Raw genomic sequence first — 23,008 nt, 5'->3', positions numbered from 1 at the left:
GCCAGACGGCGCAGGGAGACTGGGCGGAGTGCGAAGCGAGCGGCCGACCGTCTGGCAGCCCGCTCCGTTACCCGCGCCTCCAGGATCCCGCAGCCCTCGGAGGAGTCTCGCCGCCATGATCGAATAGAAATTCAGCGAATGGGTTGAAGCGACAACTACCTTGACAACCACCGCACGCGGCACCAGCCACCCACAGTTTCGCGGGTCCACCAGCTTGGCTGCTCGCCATCAGGATAGTCCGAAGATGCCCACGACCACGCGGAATCAGAGGTCTAACGTGCTTGATCGTCATGGCGCCACATCTTGATGGCGGCGATAACACAAACCATTCGAGCTGTCATGTCGTGATGGTACACACTTGTTATTCAAAGCAAATGGGCCGTCGTGCTGAGCGCCAATCTGCGATCGGATTGGTTCGGAAAGCGTAGAGCGCTTATGCAGGCGTGGCAAACTTTCCGGCTCAGTAACAATCCAACAAAAAGTTCGACGGTGCAACTACGCCACGCACAATTTCTTTTTACAGTACCGCATCTAATTGTCCTTGTGGCCCTTGGGCGAGGCGAACGCTCGCGGGATTGGGGGTTGGCCGCATCCGGAATCGGAGGCCGCGGAGCGGAGGGCTCCGTGCGTGGGACTGCATCAGCGAGACCCGCTTTCTTGTCCGCGAGAACAGGCTGCGCGCACCGGAGAGGATGGTTGCCAGGTTCACAGTGCCGCAAGAAGGCTTGGCGGCGAGCGCCGTGAGCTGAACTTCGCGGGTTGAACCGATTCGCCCTAGACACGAAGGTAAACGTGTTCTATATACTACACATGACATTCGGCAGCTACGTTCGAACCACGCGCGAAGACCTGCGCGCCCGCGACAAGCGCTTCTCGCTCCGACAGGTGGCCGAGCGCATTGGGGTCGAGCCCGCCTACCTAAGCAAGATCGAGCGCGGCGATGTGGCGCCTCCGTCCGAGGCCACCATCCGCCGGCTCGCCGCGGACCTAGGCCAGGACTCAGACATACTGCTGGCGATGGCGGGTAAGGTCTCGTCGGACCTTCAAACCATCATCCGGGCGCGGCCCCAGCTCTTCGCCGAGCTGCTGCGCCAACTGAGAGAGATGCCGGACGACGCCCTCTTGCGCGTCGTCCGCGAGGTACGCGACGGTGACTGGTAACCCCCGGCTTGGAGGACGACGATGATCGAGCTGAGACACGACGCCCTGGACTTCTGCTTTCCCGAGGTTCACGCCGATGCGCGCTGCCGCATCGACTTCCAACGCACGTTGCGGATTCCGGACGACAAACGCGACTACCCCCTACCGCCGGGACTGGGCCGGTTCCCGCTACAACACGTGGACGACTTCGCGGAGCGTTTGCCGGTCGAGTGGTTGCAGCATGGCGGCGTCTTCCTGCCCATGTACCAGGCGGAGGCCCTCTGGATCAACTTTCACGGCGACTACCCCTGCGCGATCAAGATCGCGGCCGGGAAGATCAACGCGGTAACGGGCGATCCCTGGACGAACACACTGTCACAGGACCCGCAAGACTACGTTGTCGTTCCGGAACAACCTTGGCTCGACGGGTTCGCGGTCGACAAGGGGCTGATACGCCAGTTCGTCGCCATGCCTCTAGGCGAGGGCTTCTCGGCAGAGGAGCAGCTCACGGGGGCGGGCGTGCATGGCGGCATCCAAATCCATATCTACCCCATGAAGCGGCAGGTCTACGAAGACCTCTATGTCCGCCGGAGCATGCTGGAAGCTGGACCTGCCTTCTGTGCCGGTGACGCTGCCCCGTCCATGGGGCTCGCGCCTGGCGGCTTGATGCACCAAGAGATTTACGAAGACGAGTATGGCATCGATGCCTGGGACCAGAACGCGGGGGCACGATGCTTCGTGCATTTGATGAACAGCGTGGCCTACCTACAGGCGACGAAGCACCTGCCGCCCCAGGAGCCGCCCTCGGCTGCCGACTACACGAAGGCTGGATTGCCCTGGTTCGACTACTTCGACGCCGAGCGCAACGCCCTCGCCGGCGCCGCGAAGCTCGCGGGTCTCGACAGCGTCGCGGCAACCTCGATCAAGAAAGGCCAAGGGCGAGTGTCAGGCAACGCTCCGATTCCATCACCCGCAGTCACCGCGGTTGGACCCCACAGCAGAGTCCGAGAGGGAGACTTCTGAGCATTGCGCTCCGCAGGCAAGCCTCCACCGTAAAGATGTCGGCCGGTGGCAACTCTAAGCTCGTGTCGCATCTTTCCGGCCCAGCAACCGTGATGCCTTACAACGTCTTGACCGCCTAAGTTGCGGCTGACCCACCTAGACAAATAGCTTCGAACTCATGTAATGAGCCAAGCAGCTGCCTTAGATCGACTCAAACGCGAACTCGCCCTGCTGCGGCAGGAATACGAACGGATATCTGCGAAATGGGATCTCGCACGCGTGGGCGGCAACTATCCAGTTGGCTCGGAGCGAGAAGAATTCCTAGGTTCGACGCAGCTTTTCTTGGGCCGTGTCAATGCATGCAAAAACTTAATGAATCACTGTCTGAGATCGGGGGAGTTCGTAGTGGAGCTTCCCCCAAAACTAAGTGAGTTCTACAGGCTTCAGGTCGAGCCGATATCCCTGCAGTTACGGCAAGCCTTCAAGGCGATTGACCCCGACAGATACCAACGCTTTGCACTCTTGGACGATTTGGATGACCATGATCGCATCAAGCTGGCTTTCGAGGTCTGCCTAGATTTCACATGGAATGTAGTTGAGGATATCGAGAAGAAATGCAATATGCGCGGGGCAGCTGAAATACTTGATTCTGAATTGATAGTTTTCTCGCCTGAAGAATGGCATCGAAATCTGAGCCTGCTAGCACCGCTTTTATCAGCGCGGCAGTTCAAGAACTTTCCCGCGCAGGTGCGCTTTAGAGTCGAAGAAGTGTACCGATCATTTGTGTTTGGCAATTGGCTTTCGGTTCTGGCGTTGGCGAGGTCTTTGCTTGAGTATTCCATTCACGACAATTTGCGCAAGCTAGGGATCAAGGCGCACTGGGAAACCACCCCGAAGCCGCGAGAGAAGAAGCTGGGCGAATTAATAGATGAAGCAAGCACGCATTACCCGGAAATGGTGGGGGAGGCGATGAAAAGAATTCGTCAGAGCGGTAACGAGTATTTGCATCCTAAGCGAAAAACAAAAGAACAGCTTTTCAGCCGCAGGGAAGAAGCTATGAACAGGATTAAGGATTTGGTGCTTGTGATCGAGATTCTGTACAACTGTTCCCCAACTAAAGAGACCCGGACCGGCAAACAAGGGTAACGTAGTGTTGGGGGAGTTCGCCGATGCCACTGGGTCTTGTGATTGGGTACCGAGATGGAGTCCGAAGGAGATGTCGCAATTTCGCGACGTCGTCTAACACGTCGGGGCCTTATGGGGTCACACACGAGCTTTGACACGCCGAGGCGCCCAAGTTGGATCGTGCGACTTCATCCGATTCCATTTATGCAGACGGACCAAATTTCGCCGTCGTAGATACGTAGGTGTACTGGAAGCATTGCGGGGACTACGGAGCCGACGATCGCAATAGAAAGGATCAAGACCGCGACGACCATTGGAGATTTCATAAACTGGGGCAATATACTTTGAGGGACAGGTGCTTAGGGAAGCGCTGATTTATTGGCGCTTCCCGTCCGGGGCAGGACCCCCGCCATTTTCGGCGACGTAAGTCGCTGAAAATGAAGGAGCCGGGAAACCGCGTTTTCCGGCTCCGTCTGATTTTTGGGCAGGATGCCCAATAAATCAGCATCTCCTTAGGCGAAAAGTCCTTCGTTCAATAGAACGGCAGCAAAATTAGGGGTGTAGTGGGCGTGTGTGGTGTTTGTGCCGGCCGCCCGCGCCTTAACGAGTGTGAGCCAATGGTACACTCGGACCACCGCGTGGCTGCACGTCCGCATTGGGTCGGTAACGGCCTCTCGGGCCATCCCTGTTTTCCGGCAGCAATGCGTCCCATAACGGACGCGCGCAGCGTGCCCACTGACCGGCGGTTGTCGGCAAGCGCCAGATAACCGCTCTACGCTCCGAACATGTGGTGGCCGCAGGGACGAGGGCGCGCTATGAACGCCGATGCCGTGGCTGAACCGTTCACCGCTCGGTCACGGTGGGAATGCCGTCTGCCCCCTGCCGATGGGGAAGGCCTAAGGGCCCGCCGCATGATCGCCGCCGCTCCGGGTGTAGTGATCGGACTTAATGACATGACCATGTTCTTCGAGGCGCTCGCGCGGGGTTTGGGCTATGTCCCCGGCATTGCCCGCGGCCCCATACGGCGCGCAGCTCGGGCGGGTGTCATTCTGCTGGCAAACCACGAGGCTCTGAGGGCCGTCGCGACCTGGCCGGCCGGCTGTATCCTGACGAACGCAGCGGTTTTCTCCCACGCGAGCATCGCGCTGCTCAGTCGGGGCATCCCCACCGTGATCCTCGATGCGGATCAGAGTAAGCGCCTGGCCGAGGGGACGGCGGTGGTGCTGGATGGTGCGGCAGGGCGCGTGCTGCCGGCCTCGATCCAGCCCGATGCCTTGACCCCAAAGCCGCCCCCCGTGCCCCAACCCCTGCACACACGCGATGGGGAGCCCGTGGAGCTGCGGGTGAGCGTCCGCGCTGCCGATGCCGCCCGCGTCGCACGGGAGCAGGGTGCGGCCGCCGTGGGGTTGGTGCGCAGCGAGCTCCTGTTGCCGGCGCAGGATGGCGCCCCGGATAAACACTTCTATTTGCAGGCCTTCGGAGCCATCCTCGCGGCGGCCGCACCCCTTACAGTGACCATCCGGTTGCTGGATCTGGCGCCGGACAAGCACCCAGCGTGGGCGGCGGCCCTGCCCGACACCGGCGCTCTCGGACGGCACGGTTCCCGGCTCTACGATGATCCGTTGGTGCGTTCTGTGCTCGAAGCACAGTTCGCCGCCCTCGCGGAGCTGTGCCCACGCTGTCCGGTGCGGGTATTGATTCCGAACGTCGGCACCCTGGGGACGCTGCGGCACTGGCAACGGGTTGCCAAAGATGCGACCCGGCCCTGCAATCCAGTCGTCGGCCCGATGCTGGAGACGGTGGGGGCTGCTCTTCTGGTGGATCACTTCCTCGCGGAGTCGTCACTGGTCGCAATCGGCCTGAACGATCTCATGCAGTCCCTTTACGGGGCCGACCGGGATATGCCGCAGCTGCGCGATGCGTTGGACCCCTACGCCCCGGGCGTGTACCGCCTCCTGGCCCAGGTTGCCCGGCTCGCCGGCGCCGATGTGGACCGAATCCAGCTCTGCGGCATCCTGCCGCAGCTGCCGGGGGTGCTGCCGGTGCTGCTGGGTCTGGGCTACCGGACCTTTTCGGTGGACGTGGCCCATGCTCCGTACCTGGCCCAGACCGTGGCGGCGCGCAGCTGCGCCCAAGACCGGGCGCTGGCGGACGCCGTGACCGCCGCAGCCTCGGCGCGCGAAGTCAGAATCCTGCTTGGGCTGGCCGGGGGTCACTGATCGAGCCAGAGCTCGATACCCCGAACCGTCCGGCGCAGCCTGATGCGGCCCGCATAGGGCGTATGCATCCGGTAGAAAGTCGCAAGGGGTATCTCCAGGGCCAACGCGATCGCGGCCCGGATGACGCCCAGATGGCAGACGAGGAGCACATGACCCTCAGGATGTTCGTCGAAGATCGCCAGGATGCCCTCCCGCACCCGTGCGTAGAACACGTCAAGCGGCTCCGCTTGCGGTGGGCGGTGATTGACGGCGTCCCGGAAGAAGGCCAGATAGGCTTCCGGGTCGGCATCACGGATCTCGTCGTGGCGGCGCCCTTCCCAGGCCCCGAAGCCGACTTCCCGCAGGCGTGGGTCGACGACCAGCGGGAGGTCCAAACGCCTCGCGAGCAACTCAGCGAAGTCCCGGCAACGGCGTAGCGGCGAGCTGACCACGTGGGTCCAATCCGAGGTCTGTGCGACGGCGGCCCACATCTGCTCCCAGCCGCGCTCGCTCAGCGGATCATCGACACCGTCCCCGCGGTAGCGCACACCGCCGCGGGGCTCGCCGTGTCTCAGCAGGTCGATGGTGCTCATGGGGTGTCTTCAGCAGCCACAGCGAGCCTCATTCTGAATCAGAACGGCTGGCACCGGCGACTGCGACACCGGCTCTGCGCCGGAACATGCCGCCGCTCCCCATCATGGATGGTGGTGATGCAGCGTGGTGGGACCGAAGGCGTCGGCGAGACACGCGGCCTGCGCGATAACGGTGACAGGTCTTCGCGGCGCAGACGCCGTGCGGAGTCGCCGGCGCGCCAGGATCCTGAATGACGTTTTCGTGACTTGCTCCCGTGGGGCTGGGTGCCGTCCTGGGCTCACCGGAGCCTGCTCACAGCACTCGGGTCCAGAACCGCGCCGCCAACACCGGATACTGGAGCATCAGACCGGCCAAGTCCAGATTCGAGAGGCGGGTCGCGAAAGCGCGGGAGTCGGGCGCAGCCAGCCAGCGCTGCGGCCACTCGGTGATGAGCTTCTGTGCAAAAACGCCAAACAGCGCAGCGTCGATCGCCCCTTCACCGTCGCCGATGTCCAACACCAGGTTGTTCAGGGTGTGCAAGGCCTTCCGAAACAGCAGCAGGTCTGCCCGGGCCGTGAGGCCGGCACGCTCGACCGCAGTGTCCAGCAATTCGACCAGCCAGCTGAAACCGGGAAGGCGAGCGTAACCCAAACGACCCAGTGCCTCGCGCACAACCGCCCGTAGCGCCCCTTTCTCTATCGGCGCATTGTCGCAAAGCATGGTCAGCATCTCGACCACCAGCCGCTCGTCACGCAGCATCGCGCCGAGCACGGCATGGACCATTGCTTCGCGATCGCGCTGCCGCAAGGTTCCAGCCAGGCTCCAGTCAATTAGAATGAGTCGTCCATCGGGCGCCAGCAGCAGATTGCCGGCGTGGGGGTCGCCATGGAACAGGGCCTGCGCGTCAGTGGAAAAGAGCGGCTGCGACAGCAGCGTCGACGCCAAGAGCCGCGCGGCATCGTGCCGATTGCGCAGATCGCTCTGCCCATGCTCGGATATCTTGCGGCCGGTGACGCGCTCCATGGCGGTGACGCGGGCAGTGCAGTACGCGTGCAGCCTAGGCACCTGAACCCGCCGGAAGCCCGCATATTGATCCGCTGCCAACGTCAGATGGTGCTGTTCAATATCGAGTCGAACCTCGTCCTGCAGCTTTTCCCTGACCTGCCGGAAGACCCCTTCGTAGCCGATCTTCGGTATCCGCAGCGCGTCGCAACGTTCATCGAGGAGCGTGCCGACCCGCTGCAGCAGCGCGAGCTCCAACGCGAGGCGTGCTTCGATTCCGGGCTTCAGAACTTTGAAGACGCCGCTGCCCTGGCCGTCCTGATACCCGATCACCACAGCGACGCTGGCCTCGGCGATCGCCCGAGTGTCCAGTCGGATACCGAGGCGGTCCAGTGAGCCGAGCTCGCGATCGAGGGCGGCTCGAATCGTCTCCAACGGGACAGTGGGCGGGAGCGTCTCCAGCGTACGCAGTTCGCGTCGCAGCGCTGGGTCCAGGCGTCGATCTCGTGCCAGCGCCTGCCCCAGCTTGTGCAGAACGGGGCACTGCAGCGCCAGCCGCCTGACCCGCGCGGCGGTACTGGTCGTGCCCGGCAGCGCTGCCTGGACGGCCATGATCTCCTGCTGCGCGGTCAGGGGCAGCCCCGACAGGAACGCGACCAGGGCTTCACTGATTGGACGGGCGAATCGCGCATACCCTGCCGAAAGCAAGGGTTGGAGCGTCGCTTCGTTAATGAGGGTTTGCCAGATCATCGACAGCGTAGCGCAGGGGAGTAGACGTTGACTACTTCATTTCCCGGACGACGGCGGTGGCATCGCCCGGCGCTCGACCTCGGCGAACGAGGCGGCAAGGTCGTCGATGCGCGCGAGCTGGGCGGTCTTCTGAGTGTCGGCGGCCTCGGCAGGCGCTCGCGCTGCCGCCGGTCGGCCACCGCCCCGGCTGCACCCAGCTCGCGCCGGTAGGTCCGCTCGACGGCGTCCAGCTTCCATGACCGACTGAACGCCTCAAGGGCCTCATCAGCGTCATACACGCCCGCCTCCAACAAGCGGTGGAAGAGGTCGAGACACTGCCGGCGAAGGTCGGGGTCTTGTTCGGCTTGGCGGTAGGCGCCGAGGATGAGGTTGCTGAAGCAGATGCGCCATTGGTCGTTGAGGCGAATGCTCCACTGGCCCTCAGGATCTCCGCGCAGCTGCTCCAGCCGGTTTGATGGCGGTACGCGCAGGAAGTCGAGGGTGTTTCGATCCGCCGGATTGCGGTGCGCGGCGCTGACGAGCCGCCGGCGCGGCTCGACAGCCCGCGGGTGCAGGCGTGATCCTGGGGGATCAGACCAACACCACGGGAGGTCCCCATGTCCATCGCCCACACCAACCCCGCCACGGGCGACCTGGTGCGCCGCTTCGACCCCATGGACGAGGCCGCGGTCGCTGGCCGGCTTGACGCCGCCGCACAGGCCGCCGGCCCCTGGGGTGAGCGTCCGCTCGCCGAGCGCTGCGCGCTGCTGACGCGCGTGGCCGCCCTGCTGCGCGAGCGCCGGGCGTCCCTCGCCGCGCTCATCACCGCCGAGATGGGCAAGCTCATCGGCGAGGCCGAGGGGGAGGTCGACAAATGCGCCTGGGTCTGCGAGCACTACGCCGAGCACGCGGCGGCCTACCTCGCCGACGAGCCCATCGCGTCCGACGCCACCACGAGCCTCATCGCCTGCCGGCCGCTGGGGCCGGTGCTCGCGGTTATGCCCTGGAACTTCCCCTTCTGGCAGCTCTTTCGCTGTGCCGCGCCGGCGCTCGCCGCCGGCAACCCGCTGCTGTTGAAGCACGCCTCCAATGTGCCGGGTTGTGCACTGGCCATCGAGGGGCTGTTCCGGGACGCCGGCGCCCCCGAGGGCACCTTCGCGACCCTGCTCATCGACGCGGGCCGTGTGGCGTCCGTCATCGCCCATCCCGCCGTGCGGGCCGTGAGCCTCACCGGCAGCGATGCCGCCGGGCGCAAGGTGGCGGCGGCTGCCGGCGCCCACCTCAAGAAGACCGTGCTGGAGCTCGGCGGCTCGGACGCCTTCGTGGTGCTGGACGATGCGGACCTTGACCTGGCCGCGGAGATGGCCGTCAAGTCCCGCTTCATGAACGCCGGGCAGAGCTGCATCGCCGCCAAGCGCTTCATCGTGCAGGACGCGGTGGAGGCCGATTTCATGGAGCGGTTGCGCGCCGGCATCGTGGCGTTGCGCCCAGGGGACCCGATGGCGCGGGAGACGACCCTCGCGCCCATGGCGCGGGCCGATCTGCGGGAGGACCTGCATGCGCAGGTGCTTTCCAGCGTCGATGCCGGCGCCGTGCTCGTCATGGGCGGCCATGCCCTGGACCGTCCCGGCTGCTTCTATGCGCCGACCCTGCTGGACCATGTGGGCCCGGGCATGCCCGCCTACACCGAGGAGCTGTTCGGCCCCGTGGCCGCCGTCATCCACGCGCCGGACGAGGCCGAGGCCCTGCGCATCGCCAACGACACGGCCTTCGGGCTCGGCGGCAGCGTCTGGACCGGCAGCTCGCGGCGCGGCGAGGCCTTCGCCCGGCGTATGCAATGCGGCTGCGCCTTCGTCAACGGCATGGTCAGGAGCGACCCCAGGCTGCCCTTCGGCGGCATCGGCGACTCCGGCTACGGGCGGGAGCTCTCAAGGCTGGGCATCCGGGAATTCGTCAATCAGCAGACCCTCTGGGTGGCCTGAGCGATGCGCTGGGCGTCCGTGGCTCGCGTTGAACCATGAGCCCCTGGCTCGCGCTCATCCTCGCCGGCGTGCTGCTGGCCGGCCTGCTCCCGCTCGGGGTGCATCTGGGCTTTCGGGCGCCGCGCGTGCGCGCGCATCGCTCGCCCGCCGATCTGGGACTCGCCTTCGAGGCGGTGCGCATCCCAACCGTGCGCGGTCGGTGCCTCGCCGCTTGGCTGCTGCCGGCGGCAGACTCGGCGGCGACGGTCGTCATGGTGCACGGCTGGGGCAGCAACGCCGCGCAGATGCTCCCGCTGGCGCTGCCGCTCACCCGCGCCGGCTTCAACGTGCTGCTGTTCGACGTCCGCAACCATGGCGCGAGCGATGCGGACACCTTCTCTTCGCTGCCGCGCTTCGCTGAGGACCTGGCGGCGGCGATCACCTGGCTGGAGCAGCACCGGGCGGCGCGGGCGGGCCGCCTCGCAGTGCTCGGCCACTCGGTGGGCGCCGGCGCCGCGCTGCTGGAGGCCACCCGCAACCCGTCCATCGGCGCCGTGGTCAGCATCGGCGCCTTCGCCCACCCGGCCGAGGTGAACCGGCGCTATCTCGCGCAGGTGTACCTGCCCAAGCCCATGGTCTGGCTGGTGCGGCGCTATGTGGAGTGGCTGATCGGCTGCGACTTCGCCAGCATTGCGCCCGTGAATACCATCCGCCGTGTGCGCTGCCCGGTGCTCCTGGTCCACGGCACTCAGGACCGCCGGGTGCCGGTGACCGATGCACGCCGCATCGCCGCAGCCGGGGACCCGGCACGGGCGACCCTGTTCGAGGTCGCAGACGCCGACCATGACTCTGTGGACCTGATCGAGGTCCACAGCGACCGGCTGGTGCGCTTTCTGCGCAAGGCTTCAGCCGCCGGCTGATGGCGCGTAGGTGAGAGGACGGATAGGACATCGGAGCCATCCTGAGCGCACAGCCGCGGCATCCGGCGGGAAGCCGATGTTCCCTTAAGGACTGCATCTCGCGCACGTCGTCCGGCGCGATCAGCCCCCTATGTCAGGCTGGGGCAGGTCGTCCTGAATCACTTCTTGGGCCGCACCGCCAACACAGAACACTGCGCGTGATGGGAGATATTGCCGATGACCGAGCCCAGCAGGAAGCGGTCGATGGCACCCTTGCCCTTGTGGCCGGTGACGATCAGGTCGCTGTGGTCCCGGCTGGCGGTGTCCAGGATCGCCTGGCTTACATCCTCGGCCTCCAGCAGCTCCGTTTCCACCTGGAGGTGGCCCCAGCGCTCCTCCTTGGCGATGCGTTTCAGGGCCGCCTTCGCCGCCCGTTTCTTCTCCTGCCACACCCAACTCAGGCGCTGCTTGATGTCTTGGCGGAACATGTGGATCACCGGCAGCACGCTCAGTGCCCGGATATGGGTGTCATTGCCCAGGGGCAGGGCGGCCATGAACTCCACCGCCCGCTTGGCGGGTTGCGAGTCGTCGTAGGCGAGCAGTATTTTCAGCACCTTGTCCGAGTAGATTGAGGTCTGCTCGTCCGGTTGCTTGACGATCAGCACCGAGCAGGGGGCATATTGCAGCACCTTGTCGGAAACGCTGCCCAGCATGAAGCGTTTGGCGGCGGTCCAGCCGTGGGAGCCGACAATGACCAGGTCGGCGTCCACGTCGGCGGCGGCCTGCACGATCTCGTCCGCCGGGTGGCCGGTGCGCACAAGGGTGTGGACCTCACGGCCCCTGTCGCGCAGCACCCTGGCCTGTTGTTCGAGAAAGTCCGCGCCCTCCTCGCGGATTTCCTTCTTGGCCTGTTTCAGCCAATCCTTGTCCTCGTCGCTCAGGTCGGACTTTTTGCGCGCCTTGAAGGCCCGCTTGTCCAGCACCGTGACCAGATGGCAGCGGCCGGCCTGCGGAAAAGGAAAGTCACGCAGGTATTCCAACGCCTGGGTGGCGAAACGGGAACCGTCAGTTGCCAGCAATATGTTCATTCAGTGCGCCCCCTCTATGTTGAGCGCGTATTGCAGGAATATGTAAATCACGTACACCGACAACAGCCAGACACCCTGCCAGCGTTTGAACATCCCGTCGGTGTTCATCGATATGAAAGCCCGGAACGAGAACAGGAGGATCAGCATGGCCGGGAAGTGGAAATGGTAGAAATTATCCGGGATCGCCAGCGGCGCGGCAGCGGCGGCAGCGCCGATGACGAACAGGACATTGAGTACGTCGGCGCCGACGATGTTGCCCACGGTGATTTCCGGATGACCCTTGCGTACCGCGGCGACAGCAGTCATCAGCTCCGGCAGGGAGGTGCCGAAGGCGACCATCGTGGCGGCGATCACGTCCTCCGGCACGCCGAAGCGAAGCGCGATCTCGGAGGCGGCCGGCACCAGTACCCGGGCGCCGAGGATGATCAGGATCAGGCCGCCGGTCACCATCAGCCAGCATAGGGCCAAGCCCCGCAGCTCCTCGGTCTCGCCGTTGTCTTCCAACATCACGCTGCCGCCCTGCCTGGCCCAGACATAGGTGATGTACAGATAGCCCGCCAACAGCGCCAGGAAGAAGAAACCGACCGGGCGGACGAGCATCGGCTGTTCGCCCTCGGCGGCGGTGAGCAGCATCCAGACAGCGATCACCACAAGCAGCGTGGCCGAGCCGACCTGCACCCAGCCGGTGCGGTTGAGGATGTAGCGGTTGACCGGCACCGCCGCCAGCACGCAGGTAAGGCCGAAAATGAGCCCGGTGTCGGCGATGATGGAGCCGACACCGTTGCCCAGCGCCAGCCCCGGGTTGCCCATGTAGGCGGCCATCACCGAGACGAAAGCCTCCGGCAGCGTGGTGCCCAGGGACACCACGGTGGCACCGATGACGATCTTGGGCATGCCGGTGCGGGTGGCCAAGTCCACCACACCGTCGACCATCCAGTCGGCGCCCTTGGACAGCATGACGATGCAGACGACGATGAGGAGGAGCAGAATCCACGTGGGTTGATCGGCGAGCAGATTCTGTAGAAGCGACTCGTCGACGAACCACTGTAGAAGCGATTGTTCCATGAAGGCTTGTTCTTGATTCTCGGTAATCAAAAAAATTGGGTGCTCGCTGGAAGATTAACGTTGAATGTGTTTGTTGCGCGATCGTCAATCAGGACGCAAAAGCCTTCCATTGCCGTATCTCAACGATCTCCTTCAGGGAGTAGGAATGCACCTGCAAGGCAACGAGTGAGCTGCTGTGAGCCGCTGACCGGGCGGCGGCTGGTCGTTTTTGCTCCCGATTGCTTCTTGGACGACTTGTTGGCTCGGGTCGTCCAGACACAGAGCGCCCGCCCCACAAGCGCACGGCCCAAGGCACGCCTTGCCCCCTGAGCTTCGCCATCTCCAACGCCTGCAACGGTTTCGGCGGCATGCTGGGCGCGCTGTATTCGGCGCCCGCGCCTTAACGCCGGAGCGGTTTCGTCCATTGGTCGTATGCCGCCGTCGGCGGCGGCAGTTAATGTCTGGGCAAGGATAGCGCAAGATCCTCGACCCTGCTCAAAGGGGCAGAGTCCTTTAACCTAGAAGGAGCGGTTGGACGGTCGTCAGGGTGCGTCCCGCGGGGTGCCTGGCAAGGCACAACGACGAGGAATAGTTGTTCTATTCCGAGGAGTTGTAACGCAGCCAGGCGCCGCGCGGGGCGTGCCATGGCGGCCGTAGCGGCGTTCACCCGGATGGTGGCGCGAAAAGTACTCCCGAAGTCCGCGAGGCTCAGGCATTTGCATGTGCTTTGAAGCGGTCAACTGCTCTTTCTAGGTTTAAATACGCGCTCAGCGTCGTCAAGCTGCTGACCGGCTCACTGTGAATCCCGGTGCGCCACATCAACTCAGCCCAGACAGGCCGTCCATACCTGGTCCTTGGCACTGCCTGGGCGGCGCTCCGGCGCGTCCCCGCCAGGACGCTGTTTCTGCTCCAGGTACAGCACAGCATCCAGCACCTCTGCTGCGACGGAGTCCGGCAGTTGCTGGAGGCGTTGGCAGCCGAGGTCCGCATGTGTCATGGCAGTTCCCGGCGCACGGATCGGAATGATGGGACGGGTCGTGACGAGGACGTTACCCCGATCCACTTCGAGCAGCTGCGCCGATAGGGTCCCGTCCGAGCCCAGGCGCAGGGCGCTGTGCACTTGTCACCCGGCCTCGCTGCGCTGCGCCGCCAGCTCCTGCGCCAGCGCCGCCCGTGGGCGGGTGCGCCGCGCCAGCAGCAGATACAGCACGGGCACCAGGAACAGGGTCAGCAGGGTGGCGGCGACGACGCCGCCGAGGATGGTCAGGCCAATGATGCGGCGGGTCTCGGCGCCGGGGCCGAAGGCCAGCGCGAGGGGGAGGGCGCCGAAGAGGGTGGCGATGGAGGTCATCAGGATGGGACGAAAGCGCACCCGGGCGCCTTTTTCCACGGCGGCGCGGAAGTCCTCGCCGCGGTCGCGCAGCTGGTTGATGAACTCCACCAGGATGATGGCGTTCTTGGCCATGATGCCGATGGCGAGGATGAAGCCGATCTGGCTGTAGATGTTGATGCTGCCGCCGCCGAGGGCGAGGGCCGCCAGCGCCCCGAACAGGGCGAGCGGGACGCCCGCCAGCAGCACCAGGGGCTGGACGAAGCTCTCGAACTGCGCCGCCAGCACCAGGAAGACGATGATCATGGCCAGGCCGAAGGCGAGCTGGAAGGCCCGGCCCTGGCGCTGGTAGTCCTGGCTCGCGGCGAGCCATCGGACCTGCATATCCGCGGGCAGCAGCGGGCGGGTGGCGGCGCCCAGGCGCTCGACTACATCGCCCAGCGCATAGCCGCTCGCGAGTGAGGCCTTCAGCGTTACCGCCGGCAGCCGGTCCACGCGGCGGCGCTCAGCGGCGCGGCCCACCAGCTCCGTCTCGATCAGCCCGGACAGGGCCACGAGGTCACCGTCCTCGGTGCGCAGCTGCACCCGGTCCAGGTCTTCCGGCGCGGCGCGGTCCTGCGGGCGGGCACGGACCATGACCTCATAAGTCTCGGCGTCCAGGGAGAAGTCCGTGATGTCCTCGCCGCCCATCAGGATCTGCAGCGTACGGCCGATGTCCGCCACGGAGATGCCGAGCGCCGCGGCACGGTCCCGGCGCACACGGATGCGCAGCTGCGGATTGGTGGGCTGGTAGTCGAGCCGCGCCTGGGCGATGCCCGGCAGCTCGCGGGCCTTGGCCAGCGCCTGTTGCGCGACGGCATGGGCCTCGTCGAGGCGGGCACCGGTGATGGCCATCTGGATGGGCTGCTCGAAGCCGCCGCCGATGCTGGGCGGGTTGATGGCGAAGGCCTGGGCTCCGGTGACGCCGGCGAGCAGGGGCAGGATCTGCCGGGTGACGGCGAACTGGCTCTGCTCGCGCTCGCCCCAGGGCTTGAGCTTCAGGATCACGATGCCGGAGTTGACGGGTCCCTGGCCCGCGCTGCGCGGCGCCACCAGGGCGATGACATGGCGTGCCGGTCCGTCCGGACCCGTGAGCGGCAGGAGCTTGGACTCGATGTCCTCCAGCACCTCGGTCATGTACTTGAGCGTCGACCCCTCCGGTGCCGCCACCGGGATGAACACCGCGCCCCGGTCCTCCCGCGGCGCAAACTCCCGCGGCAGCTCCCGGTACAGCCAGACGGTGCCCGCCACCAGCGCCACCGCCAGCAGCAGCACCAGCCAGCGCCAGCGCAGAACGCCCCGCAGCAGCCCCTGATAGCCACCGGCGACGCCGTCGAAGAAGCCGCTGACCCGGGCGTGGAAGGGATTGGCGCGGATGCGCTCGGCGTCCACCAGCTTGGAGGCGACGGTGACGCCGGCGGTGAGTGCCACCAGGCTGGACAGCGCCAGGGCCCCGCCGAGGCCCGCCGCAAACTCGCCGAACAGCCGCCCGGCATCGCCGGTGAGGAAGCCGAGCGGGGTGATGACGGCGAGCAGCACCGTGGTGGTGGCGACAACGGCGAAGGCCACCTCGCCGGCGCCCAGGTCCGCGGCCAGCAGCCGCGGCTTGCCCTGCTCCGAGTAGCGGAAGACGTTCTCGCCGACGACGATGGCGTCGTCCACCAGCATGCCGATGGCCAGGATCAGCGCCAGCAGGGTCAGCACATTGATGGAGAAGCCGAGCGCGTAGAGCAGGATGAAGGCGCCGATCACCGAGGCCGGTATGGTGGCCGCCGGCACCAGGGTCGCCCGCCAGGAGCCGAGGGCCAGAAACACCACGGCGATCACCAGGCCGATGGTCATGAGCAGCGTCAGCACGATCTGGCGGATGGACGCCTCGACGAAGGTGGCGGCATCGTAGGGGATGGTGATGCTGACGGCGTCCGGGATACGCGGGTCGAGCTCGGCGAGCTTCGCGCGCACGGCATGCGAGATGGCCACGAGGTTGGAGCCCGATTGGCGCACGATGCCGAGGCCCACGGCGTCCTCGCCGTCCAGGCGCACCGCGGTGCGATAGGACTCGGGGCCGTACTCGATCTCCGCGACATCGGCGAGTCGGACCTCGGTACCGTCGCGGTCGGCGATGATGAGGTCCCGGTACTCGGCGGGGTCCTTCAGCTGCGTCATGGTGCGCAGCGTCAGCTCACGGTCCGCGCCCACCAGCCGCCCCGCCGGCAGCTCCAGGTTGCGGGCGCGCAGGGCCTGCTCGATGTCCAGCACCGTGAGCCCGCGGGCGGCGAGGCGGTCCAGGTCCAGGTGGATGCGCATGGCATAGCGGCGCTCGCCGCCGAACAGCACCTGCGCCACGCCGGGCACGGTGGAGAGCGGGTCCACCAGCACCCGGTCGCCCAGGTCCGAGAGCTCAAGGCGGCTCAGGGTCTCGCTGGTGAGCACGATCCACATCACCACCTGCCCGCGCAGGGAGCGTTGGGCAATCTCCGGGTCTTCGGCCTGATCCGGCAGCTGGTTGCGCACCCGGGAGATGCGGTCGCGCACGTCCGCCGCGGCCAGGTCCAGGTCGCGGCTCAGCAGGAATTCCACCTCGATGCGCGCGCGCCCGTCGCGGGAGCTTGCGCGGATCTGGCGCACGCCGTCGATGCCGCTGACCGCCTCCTCGATGGGCTCGGTCACCTCCCGCTCCACGACGGCCGCCGAGGCGCCCGGATAGATCACCGTCGCCGTGATGGTCGGGTCGTCGATGTCCGGATACTCGCGCACGGGCAGGCTCAGCACCGCCGCGGTGCCGATGACCACGATCAGCAGCGACAGCACCGTCGCAGTGACGGGGCGGGTGACGGCGAGGCGGGTGAGGCTCACCGCCCGGCCCGCCCGCCGGTGCGCACGGCAGCGCCATCGCGCAGGCCCTGCAGCCCGGCAGTGACCACCTGCTCGCCGGCACTGACACCGTCAGTGATGGCCACCCAGCCGGACCGGCGCAGCCCCGTCTGCACGCTGCGGCGGCGGACCTTCGTCGGCTGCCGGTCGGCGCCGTGCGCCGCAGGCTCGCCGGCGGTCTCGGGGCGTGCGCCGGGAGCTTCTGCCTGCGCGTCTTCGGCCGCGTGATCACCGCCGGCGGCTGCATCGAGCACATAGAGGTGCTGCGTCGGCCCGCGGGCGATGACCGCGGCCTCCGGGACCGTCAGCAGGATCTGGGTGCCGGTGACCAGCGCCGCCTGCAGGAACATGCCGGGCTTGAGCGCGCCGTCCGGGTTTGGAAAGGTCGCCTCCAGCGGCAGGGTGCGGGTGTCCCGGGATACCCGGGTGCCGACGAAGGTCACCTCGCCACGAAAGGCTCGATCGGGGTAGGCCGGCGTCGTGCCCGTGACGCGCTGGCCGAGGGTGACGCGGCCCAGGGCGGTCTCCGGCACGTCCAGCAGCAGGTCCAGCGGGTCGTTACGGCGCAGGTCCGCCACCGGCGTGCCAGGCTCCAGCAGCGCCCCCGGGCTCACCAGGCGGCGGCCGATGATGCCGGCGAAGGGTGCCTTCAGTACCCGGTCATCCAGGTCTTCCTCGGCCACTGCCAGCGCCGCCGCGGCGGATTCAGCGGCCGCCTCCGCCTGCTCCAGCTCCGTGGCGGAGACGAAGTCCTGCGCGCGCAGCTCCCGCAGCCGGGCGAGGTCCCGGCGCTGCTCGTCGAGCTGTGCTTTGGCCTCGTCCACCCGGGCCGCAGCGCGCTCGCGCGCAAGCCGCAGCAGGGGCGCGCCGGCGGCCACGCGGTCGCCCTCCTCGAACAGCACCCGGGCGACGCGGCCTCGGGTGCGGGCGGTGACCGTCACCGCCTCCGGGGCGATGAGGGTACCGGTGGCGCTGATCCGCTGCTCCACCCGGCGCTCGCGCACCGGCGCCGTCTCCACCAAAGGCGGCGGGCGACCGCCGCCCTGATCCGCCCCGCCGCCGGCGATGAGCGCCGCAAGCTCTGCCCGGTAGACCCAGCCGGCGACGAGCAGTGCGGCGAGCGCCAGCAGCAGGGCGACCACGAGCAGGCGGGCGCTGCCCTGATGCGACTGGCGGTTGGCGGCGGGGTTGGCGGGCATGGGAGAGACGTCTTCACAGCAGGATCGCCCGCATAACGCCGCAATAGCCGTGCCGGGTCGTCATGCGCCGCCGCGTCGCCGTACGGCTGAGCGTCCGGCGCTCGGCTGCGGCCGGTGCTGGTGCAAATGCACCGGCGCGACCCCTGATGGGCGGGGCAAATCCACCGATGCCGACGAGCGGCTCTCAGCTGCGGGGTGTGGCTGTGTGCGGCGCCGGCTGCTGCCCTGCGTCGGGAGCCGCGTCTGCGTCTGCGTTCGCGTCCGAGCCCGCAGCCTGCCCGTCGGTGAGCGCGCCGCCGGTCAGCACGGCGCGCAGGGCCTGCTCCGTGCCCACGTGCAGGGGTGTCACCCGCGCCGGGTCGAGGTAGAGGGTGTAGCCGCCCACCTGATAGCTCATGGGCAGGTAGACAGCCATGGGCCGGCCCCCGTCGTCGTCGTGACCGTCGCCGGGCAGGCGGGCGCGCTCCTGCATGACGAAGCCCACCAGCCGCACTTCCGCATCGCCCAGGGGCAGGGCGACGCTCACCGGCCGGCCCAGCTGGCGATCGCCGCTTTGCGCGAAGAAGCGCGAGACGTCCTTCAGGCCCTGGAACAGGCTTTTGACCAGCGGGATGCGATCCAGCACCCGCTCCATCAGGTTCACCAGCCAGCGCACCAGGAACAGGTTCGCGAGCAGCCCCAGCGCCAGCGTCAGTACCACCCCCACCGCGAGACCCAGGCCCGGCACATACCAGTCCGGCGGCAGCACCTGCTTCAGCACGGCGCCCACCACCAGCTCCACCGACCGGGCCAGCCAGACGATGAGCGCGATGGTCAGGACCAGGGGCGCCAGCAGCGCAATGCCCTGAAGAAACAGGTTGCGAAGCCGGGTCAGCAGGTCAGTGGGATTCAGGCGTGGCGACATCCGGGGCTCCTCGGGTCGGGGACGCAGGCAGGTATGCAAGCGCCATGCAATGCGCCGTTGTCGAGCCCGCGCCTGCGTCCGCCTGCGGGCGCGGTGCCTCTGCGTGTCGCTTTGGTGACGGTCGTCGCGTCGGGTAAACGCGCAAGTGCTCGGCGTTTCCCGTGCGGGGCAGGACGCCTTGGCGTTTTCAGCGGCGTAAGCCGCGATAACTGAAGGAACCCGGAAAGCGCGCTTCCGGGCTCCGATCCGATTCCCGGGCAGGAGGTCCCAAGAACCGGTTTCTCCTTAGGCGGCTTTGCCGTGATGATGCGCGGCTTCCACCTCGGCATCGCGATAGTGCGGGTCCGTCCAGCAGCGCGGCAGCGGCTCGCCGGAGGCGAACCTGAGCTTGGCCTTCTCGAAGTAGGCGGGGTCCTGCGCCTCCTCGCCGTAGTGCAGGCGCCCGGCGACGCGCTCGTGCCGGGGGCTGTAGAGATCGCCCAGGGAGAGCACCTCGACCAGCTTGCCCGTGTCGTGATCTTTCAGCAGCATGATGACCTCCGTTCGTACGTTGGCCGCGCCGTTGCCGCCCTGGCGCAGGCAGCTGGACGACGCGGCGGCGTCAGCGTCCTACCTTTGAGCGTAGTCCGTTGCGGGGCGTACACGGCTGCGGGCGTCGGCAGTGCGGCATCGCCCGTCGCAGCACTGGCCCCATTGGCGGATGCCCGCACCTGCGGGCAGAGTGCGGCCGACCCGAGCCGGCTTGCCCCTGTCGCGGGATTCATCTGCGTCGGCGCGCATCAGCGGTCGGCCTCCTCCGCCGTCGGCGGCGCGTCCCCGTACAGCACGCTCACCTCGGAGCGGTCCAGGACACCGTCACCGTTGACATCGAGGGAGCGCCAGCGATCGCCGATGTGCATGCTCGCATGGGCCTCGCTGGTGCTGAGCACGCCGTCGTGATCCAGGTCAAGATCGCTGAAGGGCAGGGGCTCGGGGGTGCGGTCGGCCATCTCCTCCAGGCTTCCGCCCTCGGCGAGCGCACTCAGGCGGATGTCCCCCGGCACGGGCGAGGTCTCCACGGCGGTACGCTCACGGGCGGCGGCGACGGACTGCGCCGTGTGGCCTGTGGTGGCCCGGAGGTGGCCGTCCCGTTCGGTGAAGTTGACCAGCGGCACCAAGGCGCCGGCGCTTGGATCTGCCGCCACCTGCCCGGGTCGAATGACGGCGAGCAGACCGCCGTCGCTGCCCCGGACGACATCACCGATGCGGCCGATGACGGCGCCGGAGCGGTTCTCCACCAGGGTGCCGCGCAGGCCCGTTGCTGTACTGCCGCCCACCGCCGGCGCCAGTGCGGCCGGGCCGACGCGGTCGCCGGCGCCCGCCGCACCAGCGACGGCCAGCGTGGCGAGGACGATGGCACTGCGGAGCGCTCTCGATGCTTGCATGTTGACCTCCGTTGGGTGTGAATGGTTGACCGGCAGCGGTTGCGGCTCGGCGGTACTCCTGCCGCTGCTGCGCGCAACCGGATGACTGCTCGTTGCCGTTACCGGCAGCAACATGCATGCCGGGGCTCAGCGGGGCTGTGGTCTTGAGTGCTGGTGCATAGCCACCACCGGTCGGGGCCTTTCCCCAGGACTGCGCGCAGCGCCGCGCGCGGACTTGGCCGGCGCGAGCTTGCGGGCAGCGGCCGACTGCTCGCCCGGCGCCGGCGCGGTTATTGCATCAGGTTATTGCATCACTGGGGTGATTGCAGCGGTCGAGTGCCGGAGCCCTGCGACAGGCGCTGCCATTGGCACCGCAGTCGCGGCGGCACCTATCGGCTCGCAGGCTGAACCCTATCGGCAGCACCCAAATCTCAGGAGGCCACGTGACTCTGATCCAGACCATACAGCGGCGCCCACCGGTCACCACACCGGATACGACCCTGCGCAGCGCCGCGAAAGAGATGGCCAGCCACCGCAGCACCCTGCTGCCGGTGGTGGCGCGGGGCAAGCTCGTGGGGACGCTCTCCGCGCTCGACATCACGGCGCGCAGTGTCGGCGGCGGGCTGGACCCGGACCGGCGCACGGTGCGGGCGGTGATGCGCCCGGACCCGCCCACGTGCCGGCCCGAGGACGCGGTGTCCGCCGTGCGGGAGCAGATGCGCGCCCTGCGTCAGTCGGTGTTGCCGGTGATCGAGGCCAACGGCGAGCTCATCGGCCTCGTGGACCTGTTCGACATCGAGGCCGCCGGGGATGCCGGCCGCGTCGCCGGACCCGAGCCCGAGATGGTCAAGCGCGTGCGCGGCGAAGCGCACTGAGCTGAGGTTCCCGCATGTCCGACTCACTGCTGATCATCGAGGACGAGCCGGCGCTGGCCACCGAGCTTGCGCGCCACTTCACCTCCAAGGGCTGGGACGTGGAGCGTGCCGGCAGCATCCGCGACGCCCGCGACGTACTGCTGGGCCACCGTGTGGACCCGCTGGTGATCCTCGCCGACATGAGCCTGCCGGACGGCAATGTCCTGGATCTGCTGGAGGAGGCGCGCAAGCAGAAGCTGCCCGGGGAGTGGATCCTGCTCACCGGCTACGGCGGCGTGCCGGATTCGGTGCGGGCGCTGCGGCTCGGTGCCTATGACTTCCTGGAGAAGCCCTGTCCGCTCGCGCGGCTGGAGATCATCGTTGCCGGCGCGCGGCGCAGTGCGCTGGCGCAGCGCCGCATCGCCACCGAGAGCCGCGCGAGCCGCAAGCGCTACTCGCCGGACTCCTACATCGGCGCCAGCGCCGCCACGGATGAGACCCGGCGCATGATCGAGCGGCTCGCGGAAGTGCCCTTCAGCGCGCTCATCATCGGCGGGGAGACCGGCACCGGCAAGGGCCTGGTGGCGCGCATCCTCCACCACGGCGGGCCGCGCGCCGACGGACCCATGATCGAGGTGAACTGCGCCGCGCTGCCGCGGGACCTGCTGGAGTCCGAGCTCTTCGGCCACGAGGCCGGCGCCTTCACCGGCGCCAAGGGTCGCCATCGCGGCTATCTGGAGCAGGCCCACGAGGGGACGCTGTTCCTGGACGAGATCGCGGAGATGGACCTGGACCTCCAGACCAAGCTGCTCACGGTGCTGGAGGACCGCAGCCTGAGGCGGCTCGGCGGCGAGAAGTCCATCGACGTGGACGTGCAGATCATCGCCGCCAGCAACCGCAACCTGGAGGCCCAGGTGCGCGCGGGCAGCTTCCGCAGCGATCTCTACCACCGTCTCAGCGTATTCCGGCTGGACCTGCCGCCGCTGCGCGAGCGGCTCGACGACCTGGAGCAGCTGGTGCCGGCCCTGGTGGAGGAGTACAACGCCCGCTCCGGCCGGCGCGTGCGCGACATCCCGGACGCCGTCTACCGCCGCATGCGCGCCTACACCTGGCCCGGCAACGTGCGCGAGCTGCGCAACGTCATCGAGCGGGCGGTGCTGCTGGCCCGGGACGAGATCTTTCCCATGGAGTGGCTCCAGCTCGGCCAGGGTGTCGCCGCCCCCACGGATGCCCAGCCGGATGGCGGCCCGTTCGTGGACGGCGATCGCATCAGCATCCCGCTGGACGGCAGCATGGCCCTGGATGACATGGACCGTTACATCATCAAAACCGCTCTGGAGCGCAGCCGGTACAACGTCACCGCCGCCGCCCGCGCCCTGGGCACCACCCGCGAGACCCTGCGCTACCGCATCCAGAAGTACAGCCTCAAGGCCGGGCGCGAGCCCGAGCACGCCGATGCAGTCCCGCACAGCCTCGACCCATCAGCCTGACCAGGGACAACAACACGGCGACCGCAATACGGCGACTAATACGGTGACAATACGGTGACGGTATATAGATCTCTCCCCACGACATCTCGCCCAACGGCTGACGCAGTTGACGAGGATTAAGTTGACTGTCACCGAATTTTCACCGCATTGTTGA

18 protein-coding genes and 1 pseudogene are annotated in these 23,008 nt (G+C 67.2%); 8 read left to right on the top strand and 11 right to left on the bottom strand.

The window, feature by feature from the left end; all coding sequences use genetic code 11:
- The first annotated feature begins 810 nt into the window (after positions 1-810).
- The 4 genes from QZ607_RS19740 (at position 811) to QZ607_RS19725 (ending at position 5,486) form a co-directional block, all read left to right on the top strand.
- Positions 811-1,161 carry a helix-turn-helix domain-containing protein gene (locus tag QZ607_RS19740; protein ID WP_295886177.1) on the top strand — a complete coding sequence of 117 codons (351 nt, stop codon included), beginning with the start codon at positions 811-813 and terminating at the stop codon, positions 1,159-1,161.
- Between the two features lie 21 nt (positions 1,162-1,182).
- A complete protein-coding gene (locus tag QZ607_RS19735; protein WP_295886176.1) occupies positions 1,183-2,163 on the top strand; it encodes a hypothetical protein in 981 nt (326 codons plus the stop codon).
- Positions 2,164-2,325: 162 nt separating this feature from the next.
- On the top strand, positions 2,326-3,288 hold the full coding sequence (locus tag QZ607_RS19730; RefSeq protein ID WP_295886174.1) for a hypothetical protein: 963 nt from the start codon (positions 2,326-2,328) through the stop codon (positions 3,286-3,288).
- A 794-nt stretch (positions 3,289-4,082) separates the two neighbouring features.
- Positions 4,083-5,486 carry a putative PEP-binding protein gene (locus QZ607_RS19725; protein ID WP_295886172.1) on the top strand — a complete coding sequence of 468 codons (1,404 nt, stop codon included), beginning with the start codon at positions 4,083-4,085 and terminating at the stop codon, positions 5,484-5,486.
- On the opposite strand, the gene QZ607_RS19720 is transcribed toward QZ607_RS19725, so the two are convergent.
- From QZ607_RS19720 to QZ607_RS19710, 3 genes and pseudogenes are all read right to left on the bottom strand, one after another.
- Positions 5,480-6,058 (bottom strand): histidine phosphatase family protein, encoded by a 579-nt coding sequence (locus QZ607_RS19720; RefSeq protein WP_295886170.1) that lies wholly within the window; start codon positions 6,056-6,058, stop codon positions 5,480-5,482. The two genes, QZ607_RS19725 and QZ607_RS19720, sit on opposite strands and share 7 nt — an antisense overlap.
- A 292-nt stretch (positions 6,059-6,350) precedes the next feature.
- Positions 6,351-7,790, bottom strand: coding sequence for an AarF/UbiB family protein (locus QZ607_RS19715; RefSeq protein ID WP_295886168.1), 1,440 nt, complete (start codon positions 7,788-7,790; stop codon positions 6,351-6,353).
- 374 nt (positions 7,791-8,164) lie between these two features.
- Positions 8,165-8,344: pseudogene (locus tag QZ607_RS19710) on the bottom strand (type II toxin-antitoxin system RelE/ParE family toxin); the annotation flags it as partial.
- Positions 8,345-8,386: 42 nt separating this feature from the next.
- On the opposite strand from QZ607_RS19710, the gene QZ607_RS19705 reads away from it, so the two are divergent.
- Positions 8,387-9,751 carry an NAD-dependent succinate-semialdehyde dehydrogenase gene (locus tag QZ607_RS19705; protein ID WP_295886167.1) on the top strand — a complete coding sequence of 455 codons (1,365 nt, stop codon included), beginning with the start codon at positions 8,387-8,389 and terminating at the stop codon, positions 9,749-9,751.
- A gap of 35 nt (positions 9,752-9,786) precedes the next feature.
- Positions 9,787-10,650: an alpha/beta fold hydrolase gene (locus QZ607_RS19700; protein ID WP_295886163.1), complete on the top strand. Its 864-nt coding sequence runs from the start codon at positions 9,787-9,789 to the stop codon at positions 10,648-10,650.
- A gap of 158 nt (positions 10,651-10,808) precedes the next feature.
- On the opposite strand, the gene QZ607_RS19695 is transcribed toward QZ607_RS19700, so the two are convergent.
- From QZ607_RS19695 to QZ607_RS19660, 8 genes are all read right to left on the bottom strand, one after another.
- Positions 10,809-11,717, bottom strand: a complete 909-nt coding sequence (locus QZ607_RS19695) for a universal stress protein (RefSeq protein ID WP_295886161.1) — start codon at positions 11,715-11,717, stop codon at positions 10,809-10,811.
- Positions 11,718-12,782 (bottom strand): sodium:calcium antiporter, encoded by a 1,065-nt coding sequence (locus QZ607_RS19690; RefSeq protein ID WP_295886160.1) that lies wholly within the window; start codon positions 12,780-12,782, stop codon positions 11,718-11,720.
- Between the two features lie 802 nt (positions 12,783-13,584).
- Positions 13,585-13,758 carry a DUF2281 domain-containing protein gene (locus tag QZ607_RS19685; RefSeq protein WP_295886158.1) on the bottom strand — a complete coding sequence of 58 codons (174 nt, stop codon included), beginning with the start codon at positions 13,756-13,758 and terminating at the stop codon, positions 13,585-13,587.
- Positions 13,759-13,884: 126 nt separating this feature from the next.
- Positions 13,885-16,986 (bottom strand): efflux RND transporter permease subunit, encoded by a 3,102-nt coding sequence (locus tag QZ607_RS19680; RefSeq protein WP_295886156.1) that lies wholly within the window; start codon positions 16,984-16,986, stop codon positions 13,885-13,887.
- Positions 16,983-18,203, bottom strand: coding sequence for an efflux RND transporter periplasmic adaptor subunit (locus QZ607_RS19675; protein WP_295886154.1), 1,221 nt, complete (start codon positions 18,201-18,203; stop codon positions 16,983-16,985). The genes QZ607_RS19680 and QZ607_RS19675 overlap by 4 nt, the downstream gene beginning before the upstream one ends.
- Positions 18,204-18,387: 184 nt before the next feature.
- A complete protein-coding gene (locus QZ607_RS19670; protein ID WP_295886152.1) occupies positions 18,388-19,107 on the bottom strand; it encodes a DUF502 domain-containing protein in 720 nt (239 codons plus the stop codon).
- Positions 19,108-19,392: 285 nt separating this feature from the next.
- Entirely contained in the window at positions 19,393-19,638 is a 246-nt protein-coding gene (locus tag QZ607_RS19665) for an acetyltransferase (protein WP_295886150.1), read from the bottom strand.
- A gap of 248 nt (positions 19,639-19,886) precedes the next feature.
- Complete coding sequence (locus QZ607_RS19660) at positions 19,887-20,531, bottom strand: hypothetical protein (protein ID WP_295886148.1); 645 nt, start codon at positions 20,529-20,531, stop codon at positions 19,887-19,889.
- Positions 20,532-20,953: 422 nt separating this feature from the next.
- Between QZ607_RS19660 and QZ607_RS19655 the strand changes: the two genes are divergently transcribed.
- Both QZ607_RS19655 and QZ607_RS19650 read left to right on the top strand, forming a co-directional pair.
- Positions 20,954-21,385, top strand: coding sequence for a CBS domain-containing protein (locus QZ607_RS19655; RefSeq protein WP_295886147.1), 432 nt, complete (start codon positions 20,954-20,956; stop codon positions 21,383-21,385).
- 14 nt (positions 21,386-21,399) lie between these two features.
- Positions 21,400-22,854 (top strand): sigma-54 dependent transcriptional regulator, encoded by a 1,455-nt coding sequence (locus tag QZ607_RS19650; protein ID WP_295886146.1) that lies wholly within the window; start codon positions 21,400-21,402, stop codon positions 22,852-22,854.
- The last annotated feature ends 154 nt before the right edge of the window (positions 22,855-23,008 follow it).

Source organism: uncultured Thiohalocapsa sp., assembly GCF_913063425.1.
Classification (GTDB): domain Bacteria; phylum Pseudomonadota; class Gammaproteobacteria; order Chromatiales; family Chromatiaceae; genus Thiohalocapsa.
This window is presented reverse-complemented; position numbering and strand designations above follow the sequence as displayed.

Coding starts and splice junctions, on each gene's coding strand:
- QZ607_RS19685 (WP_295886158.1), bottom strand. CDS start 13,758: ATGACACATGCGGACCTCGGCTGCCAACGCCTCCAGCAACTGCCGGAC.
- QZ607_RS19660 (WP_295886148.1), bottom strand. CDS start 20,531: ATGCAAGCATCGAGAGCGCTCCGCAGTGCCATCGTCCTCGCCACGCTG.
- QZ607_RS19665 (WP_295886150.1), bottom strand. CDS start 19,638: ATGCTGCTGAAAGATCACGACACGGGCAAGCTGGTCGAGGTGCTCTCC.
- QZ607_RS19735 (WP_295886176.1), top strand. CDS start 1,183: ATGATCGAGCTGAGACACGACGCCCTGGACTTCTGCTTTCCCGAGGTT.
- QZ607_RS19690 (WP_295886160.1), bottom strand. CDS start 12,782: ATGGAACAATCGCTTCTACAGTGGTTCGTCGACGAGTCGCTTCTACAG.
- QZ607_RS19650 (WP_295886146.1), top strand. CDS start 21,400: ATGTCCGACTCACTGCTGATCATCGAGGACGAGCCGGCGCTGGCCACC.
- QZ607_RS19670 (WP_295886152.1), bottom strand. CDS start 19,107: ATGTCGCCACGCCTGAATCCCACTGACCTGCTGACCCGGCTTCGCAAC.
- QZ607_RS19725 (WP_295886172.1), top strand. CDS start 4,083: ATGAACGCCGATGCCGTGGCTGAACCGTTCACCGCTCGGTCACGGTGG.
- QZ607_RS19700 (WP_295886163.1), top strand. CDS start 9,787: ATGAGCCCCTGGCTCGCGCTCATCCTCGCCGGCGTGCTGCTGGCCGGC.
- QZ607_RS19675 (WP_295886154.1), bottom strand. CDS start 18,203: ATGCCCGCCAACCCCGCCGCCAACCGCCAGTCGCATCAGGGCAGCGCC.
- QZ607_RS19705 (WP_295886167.1), top strand. CDS start 8,387: ATGTCCATCGCCCACACCAACCCCGCCACGGGCGACCTGGTGCGCCGC.
- QZ607_RS19730 (WP_295886174.1), top strand. CDS start 2,326: ATGAGCCAAGCAGCTGCCTTAGATCGACTCAAACGCGAACTCGCCCTG.
- QZ607_RS19715 (WP_295886168.1), bottom strand. CDS start 7,790: ATGATCTGGCAAACCCTCATTAACGAAGCGACGCTCCAACCCTTGCTT.
- QZ607_RS19720 (WP_295886170.1), bottom strand. CDS start 6,058: ATGAGCACCATCGACCTGCTGAGACACGGCGAGCCCCGCGGCGGTGTG.
- QZ607_RS19695 (WP_295886161.1), bottom strand. CDS start 11,717: ATGAACATATTGCTGGCAACTGACGGTTCCCGTTTCGCCACCCAGGCG.
- QZ607_RS19740 (WP_295886177.1), top strand. CDS start 811: ATGACATTCGGCAGCTACGTTCGAACCACGCGCGAAGACCTGCGCGCC.